Here is a 14,573-nt window from a genome sequence, read left to right on the forward strand (position 1 = left end):
CAACCCGCAGCCCGCTAACTGCCTGAAAGATCAATACGTCTTACGCCATTGCTGCGTGGATGATCGGTCAGACAAAATTGGTCATTCCGTCGACATCCTTACAAAACCCGGATTTAACGCGGAAAACGGATTCATTATTCCACTGCTCGCCGGGTTATAGCAAGATGACTTTTACCAATTATCACCCGGTTACTCACAGTTTCTTCACTTCAACGGGGTGATTGGTTTAATAACCACCAAATCGATTGCGCGAAAGGGGAGCGGTCCGGATAAAAGTAAATATAAGCATAGAAAAATGAGTGGCGCTAATGCCTGACGCTATTTAGAATCGCCAACCATGAAAACAGAGACTCCAGCCGTAAAAATGGTTGCCATCGCCGACGACGAGGCGGGGCAACGTATCGATAATTTTTTGCGCACCCAGTTGAAGGGTGTGCCAAAAAGCATGATTTATCGCATCTTGCGTAAGGGCGAGGTGCGGGTGAACAAAAAACGCGTGAAGCCAGAGTATAAGCTCGAGGCGGGCGATGAAGTCCGCATTCCACCGGTACGTGTTGCAGAGCGTGAAGAAGAGGTCGTTTCTCCGAAGCTGCAAAAAGTCGCGGCCCTGAGCGACGTTATCCTTTATGAGGACGACCACATTCTGGTGCTGAATAAACCGTCCGGAACGGCGGTACACGGGGGGAGCGGCCTGAGCTTCGGCGTGATTGAAGGGTTACGCGCGCTGCGCCCGGAAGCGCGTTTCCTCGAACTGGTTCATCGTCTTGACCGTGATACCTCTGGCGTGCTGCTGGTGGCGAAAAAACGTTCTGCGCTGCGTTCACTGCATGAACAGCTGCGCGAAAAAGGGATGCAGAAAGATTATCTGGCGCTGGTGCGCGGCCAGTGGCAGTCCCACGTGAAAGTGGTGCAGGCGCCGCTGCTGAAAAATATTCTGCAAAGCGGCGAGCGCATTGTTCGTGTTAATCAGGAAGGGAAACCGTCTGAGACGCGCTTTAAAGTTGAAGAGCGCTACGAATTCGCCACGCTGGTGCGCTGTAGCCCGGTGACGGGGCGTACTCACCAGATTCGCGTCCATACCCAGTTTGCGGGCCATCCGATTGCGTTTGATGACCGCTATGGCGATCGCGAATTTGATAAGCAGCTGGCGGGGACGGGGCTATCGCGTCTGTTCCTGCATGCGGCAGCGCTTAAGTTCACCCATCCTAATACTGGTGAAGTTATCCGTATTGAAGCGCCGCTGGATGAGCAGCTCAAACGCTGTCTGAAAGTTCTGCGCGGCTGATTTTGTGCCGGGTAGCGCTGCGCTTACCCGGCCTACATGTTTTTCTCCCTCTCCCACAGGGAGAGGGCCGGGGTGGGGGCATCAGGCCGCAACGGTCACATCGTCAGCGGATTACACTCTTCTCGCCTTAACATCTGGCACAGCGCAATCAGCGGCAACCCCACCAGCGTATTGGGATCGCGGCCATCGAGCTTGTCGAACAACGCAATCCCTAGTCCTTCACTTTTAAAGCTCCCTGCACAGTTCAGCGGACGTTCCCGACGCACATAATCCATAATCTCCTGTTCGCTAAGATGACGGAAGTGCACATCAAACGGCTCGCACTCGGTTTGCAGATGACCGGAAGCAGAATTATAAAGCGCCAGGCCGGTATAAAAGGTCACGATACTGCCTCTCGCACGCAAAAGCTGCTGGCAGGCGATTTCTTCCGTATACGGTTTGCCGGTGATTTCGCCGTCCAGCACACAAACCTGATCGGAGCCTATAATCAGATGAGCGGGGTAACGTACGGCCAGCGACTGTGCTTTCTCTTTCGCGAGACGGGTCACCAGATGACGCGGTGACTCGCCCGGCTGTGGCGTTTCATCCACCTCCGGCGCAGCGCATTCAAACGGGATCCCGAGCTTTTCCAGCAGCATTCGGCGATAAGGTGAAGTGGAAGCAAGGACGAGATTTGGCATATTTTTATCACCAGATATAGCGTATCGATGCCAGCCATTTTAAACTACAGGCCGCAATGTGTGCGAATAATTGGCAAAAGGCAGCTCTGGTTGCCTTTTTCTTTGACTCTATGACGTTACAAAGTTAATATGCGCGCCCTATGCAAAAGGTAAAATTACCCCTGACTCTTGATCCGGTTCGTACGGCTCAAAAACGCCTCGATTACGAAGGAATCTATTCTTCCGATCAGGCTGAGCGTATTGCCGAATCTGTAGTCAGTGTGGACAGTGATGTAGAATGCTCCATGTCGTTCGCTATCGACAACCAGCGTCTCGCCGTGTTAACCGGTGATGCAAAGGTGACGGTAACGCTCGAATGTCAGCGTTGCGGGAAACCGTTTGTACAGCATGTTCACACAACGTATTGTTTTAGTCCGGTTCGTTCTGACGAACAGGCTGAAGCACTCCCGGAAGCGTATGAGCCGATTGAGGTTAACGAATTCGGTGAAATCGATCTTCTGGCGCTGGTTGAAGATGAAGTCATCCTCTCCCTGCCAGTCGTTCCGGTGCATGATTCTGAACACTGTGAAGTGTCCGAGGCGGACATGGTCTTTGGGGAACTGCCTGATGAAGCGCAAAAACCAAACCCATTTGCCGTATTAGCCAGCTTAAAGCGTAAGTAATTGAGGAGTAAGGTCCATGGCCGTACAACAGAATAAACCAACCCGTTCCAAACGTGGCATGCGTCGTTCCCATGACGCGCTGACCGCAGTTACCAGCCTGTCTGTAGACAAGACTTCTGGTGAGAAACACCTGCGTCACCACATCACCGCTGACGGTTTCTACCGCGGCCGCAAGGTTATCACTAAGTAATCACGCGTCAGCGTGATTAGGCTTAGTGAGGAACTTCCCCGTGCAAACGGGGAGTTTACCGAACCAGGCTGCGACGATACCTTGACACGTCTAACCCTGGCGTTAGATGTCATGGGGGGAGATTTTGGCCCTACCGTGACAGTGCCTGCAGCATTGCAGGCACTGAATTCTAATTCGCAACTCACACTTCTTTTAGTCGGTAATCCCGACACAATCACGCCATTACTTGCAAAAGCTGACTTTGAACAACGTTCGCGTCTGCAGATTATTCCTGCGCAGTCAGTTATTGCCAGTGATGCCCGGCCATCGCAGGCTATTCGTAATAGCCGCGGCAGCTCTATGCGAATGGCGCTGGAGCTGGTGAAAGAAGGGCGAGCACAGGCTTGCGTCAGCGCGGGAAATACTGGCGCGCTGATGGGGCTGTCGAAATTATTGCTCAAGCCGATTGAGGGCATTGAGCGTCCGGCGCTGGTGACGGTGTTACCGCATCAGCAGAAGGGCAAAACGGTGGTGCTGGATCTGGGCGCTAACGTGGATTGTGATAGTACAATGCTGGCTCAGTTTGCCGTTATGGGGTCGGTGCTGGCAGAAGACGTGGTCGGGATTAACAATCCCCGCGTTGCGTTATTGAATATTGGTGAAGAAGAGACCAAAGGTCTGGACAGTATCCGCGACGCTGCGGAAATACTCAAACAGGTCCCCTCCATCAACTATATTGGTTATCTCGAAGCCAATGAGTTGCTGACGGGCAAAACGGATGTATTAGTGTGTGATGGCTTCACCGGAAACGTGACGTTGAAGACCATGGAAGGGGTCGTACGAATGTTCCTTTCTCTGCTGAAATCGCAGGGAGACGGTAAAAAAAGGTCCTGGTGGCTGATTATATTAAAGCGTTGGTTACAAAAAAGCCTGACGCGGCGATTCAGTCACCTCAACCCCGACCAGTATAATGGCGCCTGTCTGTTAGGATTGCGCGGCATCGTGATTAAGAGTCATGGCGCCGCCAATCAGCGAGCATTTACCGTCGCGATTGAACAGGCAGTGCAGGCGGTGCAGCGTCAAGTCCCTCAGAGGATTGCCGCTCGCCTGGGATCTGTATTAGCTAAAAGTGACTGAGCGTACATGTATACGAAGATTTTAGGTACCGGCAGCTACCTGCCAAAACAAGTGCGTACCAACGCCGATCTTGAAAAAATGGTAGATACGTCTGACGAGTGGATTGTCACGCGCACAGGTATCCGTGAACGTCGTATCGCCGCGCCAGACGAAACTGTGTCCACCATGGGCTACGAAGCCGCTCAGCGAGCGCTTGAGATGGCTGGCATTGATAAAGAACAGATCGGGCTTATTGTGGTGGCGACCACCTCTGCCACGCATGCCTTCCCAAGCGCAGCGTGCCAGGTGCAGAACATGCTCGGCATCAAAGGCTGCCCGGCATTTGATGTTGCAGCAGCATGCGCGGGTTTCACCTATGCACTGAGCATCGCCGATCAGTATGTAAAATCGGGCGCCGTAAAATATGCGCTGGTGATCGGCGCTGACGTGCTGGCGCGTACCTGCGATCCAACCGATCGCGGAACGATCATTATTTTTGGCGATGGCGCGGGCGCGGTGCTGCTGGGGCAGTCCGAAGAGCCGGGCATCATCTCCACGCACCTGCATGCCGATGGCCGCTACGGCGAGCTGTTAACGCTGCCTAACGCCGATCGCGTTAATCCGGACAGTTCAATTTACCTGACAATGGCAGGTAACGAAGTGTTTAAAGTGGCCGTGACTGAACTGGCTCACATCGTTGATGAGACGCTGGAAGCGAACAATCTGGATCGCGCCGCACTCGACTGGCTGGTACCGCATCAGGCTAACCTGCGTATTATCAGCGCGACGGCGAAGAAGCTGGGCATGTCTATGGATAACGTTGTGGTCACGCTCGATCGCCACGGCAACACCTCTGCGGCATCGGTACCGTGCGCATTTGACGAAGCGGTACGCGATGGACGAATTAAACGGGGCCAACTGGTCTTGCTTGAAGCCTTTGGTGGCGGGTTCACCTGGGGTTCCGCGCTGGTTCGTTTCTAGGATAAGGATTAAAAAATGACGCAATTTGCTTTTGTGTTCCCGGGACAGGGCTCGCAAACTGTTGGGATGTTGTCTGAAATGGCAGCAAACTATCCGGTTATTGAAGAGACTTTCCGTGAAGCTTCTGACGCGCTGGGTTATGATCTGTGGGCGCTGACCCAACAGGGCCCTGCTGAAGAACTGAACAAAACCTGGCAGACTCAACCGGCACTGCTGGCGGCATCCGTCGCATTGTGGCGCGTATGGCAGCAGCAGGACGGCAAAGCGCCGACGCTGATGGCGGGTCATAGCCTCGGTGAATACTCTGCGCTGGTCTGCGCTGGCGTGATTGCCTTCGCTGACGCGGTACGCCTGGTTGAATTGCGTGGTAAATTCATGCAGGAAGCGGTGCCAGAAGGCACGGGCGGCATGTCTGCCATCATCGGTCTGGATGATGCTTCTATCGCTAAAGCCTGTGAAGAATCTGCTGAAGGTCAGGTCGTTTCTCCGGTAAACTTTAACTCGCCAGGCCAGGTGGTAATCGCGGGTCATAAAGAAGCGGTTGAGCGTGCAGGTGCTGCCTGTAAAGCTGCGGGCGCAAAACGTGCACTGCCCCTGCCGGTGAGCGTGCCGTCTCACTGCGCGCTGATGAAGCCCGCAGCTGATAAGCTCGCGCTTGAGCTGGAAAAAATGACCTTTAACGCACCGACGATTTCCGTTGTGAATAACGTCGATGTGAAGTGCGAAACCGCGCCGGAGGCTATCCGTAACGCGCTGGTTCGCCAGCTCTACAGCCCGGTTCAGTGGACTAAAACTGTTGAATTTATGGCGTCTCAGGGCGTGGAACATCTGTATGAAGTCGGTCCAGGTAAAGTACTTACCGGTCTGACAAAACGTATTGTAGATACCCTGACTGCCTCGGCGATTAACGAGCCGGAAGCCATGAAAGCGGCACTCTCGCAATAAAAGAGGAATACCATGAGTTTTGAAGGAAAAATTGCCCTGGTGACCGGCGCAAGCCGCGGTATTGGGCGCGCTATTGCTGAAACACTGGTTGCGCGCGGCGCAACGGTGATCGGGACTGCGACCAGCGAGAATGGCGCACAGGCCATCAGCGACTATCTGGGTGCGAACGGTAAAGGTCTGGTAATGAATGTGACTGAACCAGCATCTATCGAATCTGTTCTGGAAAATATTCGCGCAGAGTTTGGCGAAGTGGATATTCTGGTCAATAATGCCGGGATCACTCGCGACAACCTGCTGATGCGAATGAAAGACGACGAGTGGAACGATATTATCGAAACCAACCTGTCATCTGTATTCCGTCTGTCAAAAGCGGTAATGCGCGCTATGATGAAAAAGCGTCATGGTCGTATTATCACTGTAGGTTCTGTGGTTGGTACCATGGGAAATGCTGGTCAGGCTAACTACGCTGCGGCGAAAGCAGGTCTGATCGGTTTCAGTAAGTCGCTGGCGCGTGAAGTCGCGTCCCGCGGAATTACTGTAAACGTTGTTGCTCCGGGCTTTATTGAAACGGACATGACGCGTGCGCTAACTGATGAGCAGCGTGCGGGTACGCTGGCGGCAGTTCCAGCGGGTCGTCTTGGCGACCCTAAAGAAATCGCCAGCGCGGTTGCATTTTTAGCCTCTGACGAAGCGGGTTACATCACTGGTGAAACCCTCCACGTCAACGGCGGGATGTACATGGTTTAATCACGATCGAAAATATTTGCGTTATTTGGGCAAATGGCCTCAAAATAACGTAAAATCGTGGTAAGACCTGCCGGGATTTAGTTGCAAATTTTTCAACATTTTATACACTACGAAAACCATCGCGAAAGCGAGTTTTGATAGGAAATTTAAGAGTATGAGCACTATCGAAGAACGCGTTAAGAAAATTATCGGCGAACAGCTGGGCGTTAAGCAGGAAGAAGTTGTGAACTCCGCTTCCTTTGTTGAAGACCTGGGCGCAGATTCTCTTGACACCGTTGAGCTGGTAATGGCTCTGGAAGAAGAGTTTGATACTGAGATTCCGGACGAAGAAGCTGAGAAAATCACCACCGTTCAGGCTGCCATTGATTACATCAACGGTCACCAGGCGTAAGTGAACATCTCCAGGCGGTCATTCGACCGCCTGAGTTTTATCTTTTGTTGTCCCACTAATCTCTTTTTTTATCCCTCCCTGGAGGACAAGCGTGTCTAAGCGTCGTGTAGTTGTGACCGGACTTGGCATGTTGTCTCCTGTCGGCAATACCGTAGAGTCCACCTGGAAAGCTCTCCTTGCCGGTCAGAGCGGCATCAGCCTAATCGACCATTTCGATACTAGCGCCTATGCAACGAAATTTGCTGGCTTAGTAAAGGATTTTAACTGTGAAGAGATCATCTCGCGCAAAGAACAGCGCAAGATGGATGCCTTCATTCAATATGGAATTGTCGCTGGCGTTCAGGCCATGCAGGATTCTGGCCTTGAGATTACGGAAGAGAACGCGACCCGTATCGGCGCCGCTATCGGCTCCGGGATTGGCGGTCTTGGTCTGATTGAAGAAAACCATACATCTCTGATGAATGGCGGCCCGCGTAAAATCAGCCCGTTCTTCGTTCCGTCTACGATTGTCAACATGGTGGCAGGTCACCTGACCATTATGTTCGGCCTGCGTGGCCCAAGCATCTCAATCGCGACAGCCTGTACGTCTGGCGTGCATAACATCGGCCAGGCCGCGCGTATCATTGCGTACGGCGATGCAGATGCTATGGTTGCGGGCGGCGCTGAAAAAGCCAGTACCCCACTGGGCGTCGGTGGTTTCGGTGCAGCGCGTGCGCTCTCTACCCGAAACGATAATCCTCAGGCGGCGAGCCGTCCGTGGGATAAAGACCGTGATGGTTTCGTGCTGGGTGACGGTGCAGGCATGATCGTACTGGAAGAGTACGAACACGCGAAAAAACGTGGCGCGAAAATTTATGCTGAAGTTGTTGGCTTTGGCATGAGCAGCGATGCTTATCACATGACGTCTCCTCCAGAGAATGGCGCAGGTGCTGCGCTGGCGATGGAAAACGCCATCCGTGATGCGGGCATTACGCCGGCACAGATTGGCTACGTTAACGCGCATGGGACGTCTACCCCTGCGGGCGATAAAGCAGAAGCGCAGGCTGTTAAGTCTATCTTCGGCGAATCTGCCAGCCGTGTGCTGGTGAGCTCCACGAAATCCATGACCGGTCACCTGCTGGGCGCTGCGGGGGCAGTAGAGTCAATCTACTCTATTCTCGCGCTGCGCGATCAGGCTGTACCACCAACCATCAACCTGGATAACCCGGATGAAGGTTGCGATCTGGACTTCGTTCCTCACGAAGCGCGCCAGGTTAGCGGTATGGAGTATACCCTGTGTAACTCCTTCGGCTTCGGTGGGACTAACGGTTCTCTGATCTTCAAAAAGGTCTGAGTCTGGTTAGTCGCTGACGATAAAAAAGGTCCGCTTGCCGGGCCTTTTTTATTAGGCGAAATCCCCTTGTCCGGCTGTCCACATCCTGCCAGACTGAGCCTCCACGCATAAGGAGCCACTATGTTTTTGATTAATGGCCTTGAGCAAGACACGCTGCCGGCAAGCGACAGGGCGACCCAGTTTGGCGATGGCTGTTTCACGACTGCGCGTATTCTCGACGGTGACGTGTGCCTGCTCGGGGCCCATATCCTTCGTTTACAAAAAGCCTGCGAAACATTACTGATCCCCTTCTCGCAGTGGGACATTCTTGAAAGTGAGATGCGTCGGCTGGCGTCAGAAAAAGCAAGCGGCGTCCTGAAAGTCATTATCAGCCGCGGGAGCGGTGGCCGGGGCTATAGCGGTTCTGCCTGTCTGCATCCTACGCGGATCCTTTCCGTTTCAGATTATCCTTCCCATTATGCGCACTGGCGTGAAGAGGGCGTAGCCCTGGCGCTAAGTCCGGTACGTCTGGGAAAAAACCCGATGCTCGCTGGCATAAAACACCTCAACCGCCTTGAACAGGTGCTAATTCGTACTCATCTTGAGCAGACGGAGGCCGGGGAGGCGCTGGTTCTTGACAGCGAAGGGTACATTACGGAATGCTGTGCGGCTAATTTACTCTGGCGGAAGGGCAGTGACGTGTTCACGCCTTCGCTGGAGCAGGCCGGCGTCAACGGCATTATGCGGCAGTTTTGTATGCACCTGCTGGCACGCGCAGGCTTTCGCGTTGTCGAAGTCAACGCTAAGGAAGAGGCGCTGTTGGCTGCCGATGAAGTTGTTATCTGCAATGCGCTGATGCCCGTTGTCCCCGTTCGCGCTTATGGCCGCAAATGCTGGTCATCCCGCGAGCTGTTCCAGTTTCTGGCCCCGTTATGTGAGCAAACCAGGTAGTCATGAAGAAAATGTTACGCTTTGTCCTCCTTCTGATCGTTGCGTTAGGTATCGCTGGCGGAGCAGGAGTGTGGAAAGTCCGTCAGCTGGCGGAGAGTCAGATCCTGATAAAAGACGAGACGATTTTTACCCTGAAAGCGGGGACCGGGCGGCAGGCGCTTGGTCAGCAGCTGTATGACGACAAAATTATCAATCGCCCACGCGTATTCCAGTGGCTGCTGCGTATTGAACCGGACCTGTCCCATTTCAAGGCCGGTACCTATCGCTTTACCCCTGGCATGACCGTGCGCGAGATGCTGCAACTGCTGGAAAGTGGTAAAGAAGCCCAGTTCCCGCTGCGTTTCGTGGAAGGTATGCGTCTGAGCGATTACCTCAGGCAGCTGCGTGACGCGCCGTACATCAAGCATACGCTGAAAGATGACCGCTACCAGACCGTGGCAGACGCCTTAAAATTCGAACATCCCGAGTGGGTGGAAGGCTGGTTCTGGCCCGATACGTGGATGTATACGGCAGGCACGACGGATGTGGCCATTCTGAAGCGCGCGCACAACAAAATGGTCGCGGCGGTAGACGCTGCCTGGAAAGGGCGAGCAGAAGGCCTGCCTTATAAAGATCAAAACCAGTTCATGACGATGGCCTCGATCATCGAGAAAGAGACGGCCGTTGCTGCCGAACGTGACCAGGTTGCCTCGGTGTTTATTAACCGTCTGCGCATCGGCATGCGTTTGCAAACCGATCCTACCGTCATCTACGGCATGGGCGAAAACTACAACGGCAGGATTTCCAGAAAAGATCTGGAGACGCCAACGGCGTATAATACCTACGTGATTAGCGGCCTGCCGCCTGGACCGATTGCGACGCCGAGTGAAGCATCGTTGAAGGCCGCCGCGCACCCGGCCAAAACGCCGTATCTCTATTTTGTGGCTGACGGAAAAGGGGGGCACACGTTCAATACCAACCTGGCCAGCCACAATCGCTCCGTTCAGGACTATCTGAAGGCACTTAAGGAAAAAAATGCGCAGTAAATACATTGTCATTGAGGGACTCGAAGGGGCGGGCAAAACAACTGCCCGTAACGTGGTGGTGGATACGCTTACGTCGCTTGGCGTTGCCGACATGGTCTTCACCCGCGAGCCGGGCGGTACGCAGCTGGCGGAAAAACTGCGCAGCCTGGTTCTGGATATCAAATCCGTTGGCGATGAAGTTATTACCGACAAAGCGGAAGTGCTGATGTTCTATGCGGCGCGCGTTCAGCTGGTGGAGACGGTGATCAAACCCGCTCTGGCAGAAGGGAAATGGGTGATTGGCGATCGCCACGATCTCTCAACCCAGGCATATCAGGGCGGTGGCCGGGGTATCGACCAGACCATGCTGGCTACGCTTCGCAACGCGGTTCTGGGCGATTTCCGTCCTGACCTGACGCTGTATCTGGACGTGACCCCTGAGGTGGGCCTGAAGCGCGCCCGTGCCCGCGGCGAACTGGACCGCATTGAACAGGAATCTTTTGATTTCTTTAACCGCACCCGTGCGCGTTATCTGGAGCTGGCCGGGCAGGACAAGACCATTCGTACCATCGATGCGACGCAATCCCTTGAAGACGTTACGCGTGATATTCAGCAGACTGTTACGCAGTGGCTACAGGAGCAGCAGGCATGAAATGGTATCCATGGTTGCGCCCACACTTTGAACAGCTGATCGGCAGCTATCAGGTTGGTCGGGGGCATCATGCGTTACTGATCCAGGCGCTTCCGGGAATGGGTGATGATGCGTTGATTTACGCCATCACCCGCTTTCTGATGTGCCAACAGCCGGAAGGACATAAAAGCTGCGGTAAGTGCCGGGGTTGCCAGCTCATGCAGGCGGGCACGCATCCTGACTATTACACCCTCGAACCCGAGAAGGGCAAAAATACGCTCGGTATCGACGCGGTGCGTGAGGTCAGTGAGAAACTGTACGAATATGCGCGTCTGGGCGGGGCGAAAGTGGTGTGGCTGAAAGACGCCGCGCTGCTCACGGAAGCCGCAGCCAACGCCCTGTTAAAAACCCTGGAAGAGCCGCCAGAGAACACCTGGTTTTTCCTCTCCTGCCGCGAGCCGGAACGCTTGCTGGCGACGCTGCGCAGTCGCTGCCGTCTTCACCACCTCGCTGTCCCTCAGGAATCCTGGTCGCTCGCCTGGCTTGAGCGAGAAGTGACGGTGTCACAAGACGCGGCGCGCTCGGCGTTGCGCCTGTGCAGCGGTGCGCCTGCGGCTGCGCTGGCCTTATTGCAGCCGGAGGTGTGGTCCCAGCGTGAAACGCTGTGTCGTGCGGTTGAATCAGCCCTCTACAGCCATGACTGGCTGAGCATGCTGCCAGCGCTGAACAGCGATCAGGCTCCGGAACGGCTGCACTGGCTGGCCGCACTGCTGCTGGATGCGCTCAAAATCCAGCAGGGGGCTACGCTTCTGACTAACCCTGACGTGGGGGCGTTGGTCACCACACTGGCGAATCGCCTGTCAGGGCAGTCGCTGCACGCTATCCTTCATGATATCTGCCAGAGTCGTGAACAACTTTTGACGGTAACCGGTCTCAATCGCGAGCTTTTACTGACCGACCAGTTACTGCGTATCGAACACTACCTGCAACCGGGTGTCATACCGCCGGTTTCCCACCTCTGAGAGAGACATTATGTTTTTAGTCGACTCACACTGCCATCTCGATGGCCTGGATTATCAATCCCTGCATAAAAATGTGGACGACGTGCTGGCGAAAGCCGCCGCGCGCGATGTGAAATTTTGCCTGGCCGTGGCGACCACGTTGCCGGGTTACCGCTCCATGCGTGAACTGGTAGGCGAGCGCGATAATGTCGTCTTCTCCTGCGGTGTGCATCCGCTGAATCAGGATGAAGCTTACGACGTTGAGGATTTACGCCGTCTTGCCGCAGAAGAGGGCGTAGTGGCGATGGGCGAGACCGGTCTGGACTATTTCTACACCCCCGAAACAAAACCTCGCCAGCAGGAATCCTTCCGCAACCACATCCGTATTGGCCGTGAGCTGAATAAGCCGGTTATCGTTCATACCCGCGATGCGCGCGCCGACACGCTGGCGATCCTGCGGGAAGAAAAGGTGACGGATTGCGGTGGCGTACTACACTGTTTCACAGAAGACAGAGAAACGGCGGGTAAGCTGCTTGATTTAGGCTTTTATATTTCATTCTCGGGGATTGTCACGTTCCGCAATGCTGAGCAACTGCGTGATGCGGCGCGCTATGTTCCGCTGGATCGTATTCTGGTGGAAACCGATTCCCCGTACCTGGCGCCGGTGCCTCATCGCGGCAAAGAGAATCAGCCAGCGATGACCCGGGATGTCGCTGAGTATATGGCCGTTCTGAAAGGTGTCAGTATCGAAGAACTGGCTCGCGTGACAACGGAAAACTTCGCCAGCCTGTTCCATATCGACCCCGCCCGCCTGCAATCTGTCTGATACACCTGTTATTTTTTGGCTCGTAATTAATAAGTAAAACGAGTAAAGTTCACCGCCTCATTTGGGGCGGTGATGGCGTTTTTAGACACATCCAGACATGCTTTATGTAAATATCTGCAAGTTTTTTGGCCGTCTTGAACTGAAACGTGATAGCCGTCAAACAAACTCAGAGGGAATTATTTTACTCTGTGTAATAAATAAAGGGCGCTTAGATGTCCTGTCCACGGCGCGGTACTCCCCCCGGGCCAATGCGTGAAAACGTAAAAAAAGCACAAATACTCAGGAGCACTCTCAATTATGTTTAAGAATGCATTTGCTAACCTGCAAAAGGTCGGTAAATCGCTGATGCTGCCAGTATCCGTACTGCCTATCGCAGGTATCCTGCTGGGTGTCGGTTCTGCAAACTTCAGCTGGCTGCCAGCCGTAGTTTCCCACGTGATGGCCGAAGCAGGCGGTTCTGTTTTTGCTAACATGCCGCTGATCTTCGCTATCGGTGTTGCTCTGGGCTTCACCAATAACGACGGTGTATCTGCTCTGGCGTCCGTTGTTGCTTACGGCATCATGGTGAAAACCATGGCTGTGGTTGCGCCGCTGGTCCTGCATTTACCTGCTGAAGAGATTGCCGCTAAGCACCTGGCAGACACCGGTGTTCTCGGTGGTATCATCTCCGGTGCGATTGCAGCGTACATGTTTAACCGCTTCTATCGCATCAAGCTGCCTGAGTATCTGGGCTTCTTCGCGGGTAAACGTTTTGTGCCGATCATTTCTGGTCTGGCCGCGATTTTCACCGGTGTTGTCCTGTCCTTCATCTGGCCACCAATCGGTACGGCAATCCAGACCTTCTCTCAGTGGGCGGCTTACCAGAACCCGGTTGTGGCGTTCGGTATCTACGGCTTCATTGAGCGCTGCCTGGTACCATTTGGTCTGCATCACATCTGGAACGTTCCATTCCAGATGCAGATTGGTGAATACACCAACGCAGCAGGCCAGGTGTTCCACGGCGACATCCCACGCTACATGGCGGGTGACCCAACGGCAGGTAAACTGTCTGGTGGCTTCCTGTTCAAAATGTACGGTCTGCCAGCTGCCGCAATTGCGATTTGGCACTCTGCTAAACCAGAGAACCGTGCAAAAGTGGGCGGTATCATGATCTCCGCAGCGCTGACCTCGTTCCTGACCGGTATCACCGAGCCGATCGAGTTCTCCTTCATGTTCGTTGCGCCGATCCTGTACATCATCCACGCGGTACTGGCAGGTCTGGCATTCCCAATCTGTATCCTGCTGGGTATGCGTGACGGTACGTCCTTCTCTCACGGTCTGATCGACTTCATCGTTCTGTCCGGTAACAGCAGCAAGCTGTGGCTGTTCCCAATCGTGGGTGCAGGCTACGCAGTGGTGTACTACACCGTCTTCCGCGTGCTGATCAAAGCACTGGACCTGAAAACGCCGGGTCGTGAAGATGCAACGGAAGACAGCAAAGCCGGTGCGACCAGCGAAATGGCGCCTGCTCTGGTAGCTGCTTTCGGCGGTAAAGAGAACATCACTAACCTGGACGCGTGTATCACTCGTCTGCGTGTGAGCGTTGCCGACGTTGCGAAAGTAGACCAGCCGGGTCTGAAAAAACTGGGCGCAGCGGGCGTCGTTGTTGCAGGTTCTGGTGTTCAGGCAATCTTCGGTACTAAATCCGATAACCTGAAAACTGAAATGGATGAGTACATCCGCAACAACTAAGCTGTGACCTGGGGAGACTAAGGCAGCCGAATGGCTGCCTTTTTTATTATTGCGGCTTGTGGTGCCGGGTGGCGGCTGCGCCTTACCTGGCCTACGTGATGGGTAGGCCCGGTAAGCGCAGCGCCACCGGGCTTCTGTCAC

At 54.3% G+C, this 14,573-nt stretch carries 16 protein-coding genes; 15 read left to right on the forward strand and 1 reads right to left on the reverse strand.

The features are described 5' to 3' along the window. The first annotated feature begins 337 nt into the window (after window positions 1–337). Entirely contained in the window at window positions 338–1,285 is a 948-nt protein-coding gene (gene rluC / locus ACOTZD_RS12175) for a 23S rRNA pseudouridine(955/2504/2580) synthase RluC (protein WP_003857970.1), read from the forward strand. Between the two features lie 95 nt (window positions 1,286–1,380). On the opposite strand, the gene ACOTZD_RS12180 is transcribed toward rluC, so the two are convergent. After that, window positions 1,381–1,965, reverse strand: a complete 585-nt coding sequence (locus tag ACOTZD_RS12180; RefSeq protein ID WP_032628189.1) for a Maf family protein — start codon at window positions 1,963–1,965, stop codon at window positions 1,381–1,383. Window positions 1,966–2,105: 140 nt separating this feature from the next. Between ACOTZD_RS12180 and yceD the strand changes: the two genes are divergently transcribed. From yceD to ptsG, 14 genes are all read left to right on the forward strand, one after another. Then, window positions 2,106–2,627, forward strand: a complete 522-nt coding sequence (gene yceD / locus ACOTZD_RS12185; RefSeq protein WP_003857966.1) for a 23S rRNA accumulation protein YceD — start codon at window positions 2,106–2,108, stop codon at window positions 2,625–2,627. A 16-nt stretch (window positions 2,628–2,643) separates the two neighbouring features. After that, window positions 2,644–2,817 (forward strand): 50S ribosomal protein L32, encoded by a 174-nt coding sequence (gene rpmF, locus ACOTZD_RS12190; protein ID WP_003857964.1) that lies wholly within the window; start codon window positions 2,644–2,646, stop codon window positions 2,815–2,817. 81 nt (window positions 2,818–2,898) lie between these two features. Beyond that, on the forward strand, window positions 2,899–3,933 hold the full coding sequence (gene plsX / locus ACOTZD_RS12195) for a phosphate acyltransferase PlsX (RefSeq protein ID WP_153677011.1): 1,035 nt from the start codon (window positions 2,899–2,901) through the stop codon (window positions 3,931–3,933). A gap of 6 nt (window positions 3,934–3,939) precedes the next feature. Next, entirely contained in the window at window positions 3,940–4,893 is a 954-nt protein-coding gene (locus tag ACOTZD_RS12200) for a beta-ketoacyl-ACP synthase III (RefSeq protein WP_003857960.1), read from the forward strand. Window positions 4,894–4,908: 15 nt separating this feature from the next. Continuing rightward, complete coding sequence (gene fabD / locus ACOTZD_RS12205; protein ID WP_174402057.1) at window positions 4,909–5,838, forward strand: ACP S-malonyltransferase; 930 nt, start codon at window positions 4,909–4,911, stop codon at window positions 5,836–5,838. Window positions 5,839–5,850: 12 nt separating this feature from the next. Continuing rightward, complete coding sequence (gene fabG, locus ACOTZD_RS12210) at window positions 5,851–6,585, forward strand: 3-oxoacyl-ACP reductase FabG (protein ID WP_116290981.1); 735 nt, start codon at window positions 5,851–5,853, stop codon at window positions 6,583–6,585. Between the two features lie 154 nt (window positions 6,586–6,739). Beyond that, window positions 6,740–6,976, forward strand: coding sequence for an acyl carrier protein (acpP, locus tag ACOTZD_RS12215; protein ID WP_003857954.1), 237 nt, complete (start codon window positions 6,740–6,742; stop codon window positions 6,974–6,976). A gap of 91 nt (window positions 6,977–7,067) precedes the next feature. Next, complete coding sequence (gene fabF, locus ACOTZD_RS12220) at window positions 7,068–8,309, forward strand: beta-ketoacyl-ACP synthase II (RefSeq protein ID WP_003857950.1); 1,242 nt, start codon at window positions 7,068–7,070, stop codon at window positions 8,307–8,309. Between the two features lie 120 nt (window positions 8,310–8,429). Next, window positions 8,430–9,239, forward strand: coding sequence for an aminodeoxychorismate lyase (gene pabC / locus ACOTZD_RS12225; protein WP_174402056.1), 810 nt, complete (start codon window positions 8,430–8,432; stop codon window positions 9,237–9,239). 2 nt (window positions 9,240–9,241) lie between these two features. Further along, entirely contained in the window at window positions 9,242–10,264 is a 1,023-nt protein-coding gene (yceG, locus tag ACOTZD_RS12230; RefSeq protein ID WP_045336687.1) for a cell division protein YceG, read from the forward strand. Continuing rightward, complete coding sequence (tmk, locus tag ACOTZD_RS12235; RefSeq protein ID WP_045336685.1) at window positions 10,254–10,895, forward strand: dTMP kinase; 642 nt, start codon at window positions 10,254–10,256, stop codon at window positions 10,893–10,895. Before yceG ends, tmk begins: the two co-directional genes overlap by 11 nt. Further along, window positions 10,892–11,896: a DNA polymerase III subunit delta' gene (gene holB, locus ACOTZD_RS12240; protein ID WP_174402055.1), complete on the forward strand. Its 1,005-nt coding sequence runs from the start codon at window positions 10,892–10,894 to the stop codon at window positions 11,894–11,896. Before tmk ends, holB begins: the two co-directional genes overlap by 4 nt. 10 nt (window positions 11,897–11,906) lie before the next feature. Beyond that, window positions 11,907–12,701 carry a metal-dependent hydrolase gene (locus ACOTZD_RS12245; RefSeq protein WP_015570819.1) on the forward strand — a complete coding sequence of 265 codons (795 nt, stop codon included), beginning with the start codon at window positions 11,907–11,909 and terminating at the stop codon, window positions 12,699–12,701. A gap of 297 nt (window positions 12,702–12,998) precedes the next feature. After that, window positions 12,999–14,432, forward strand: coding sequence for a PTS glucose transporter subunit IIBC (ptsG, locus tag ACOTZD_RS12250; protein ID WP_003857942.1), 1,434 nt, complete (start codon window positions 12,999–13,001; stop codon window positions 14,430–14,432). Window positions 14,433–14,573 lie beyond the last annotated feature (141 nt).

Source organism: Enterobacter cloacae complex sp. SHL022, assembly GCF_049237785.1.
Classification (GTDB): Bacteria; Pseudomonadota; Gammaproteobacteria; order Enterobacterales; family Enterobacteriaceae; genus Enterobacter; species Enterobacter hormaechei_C.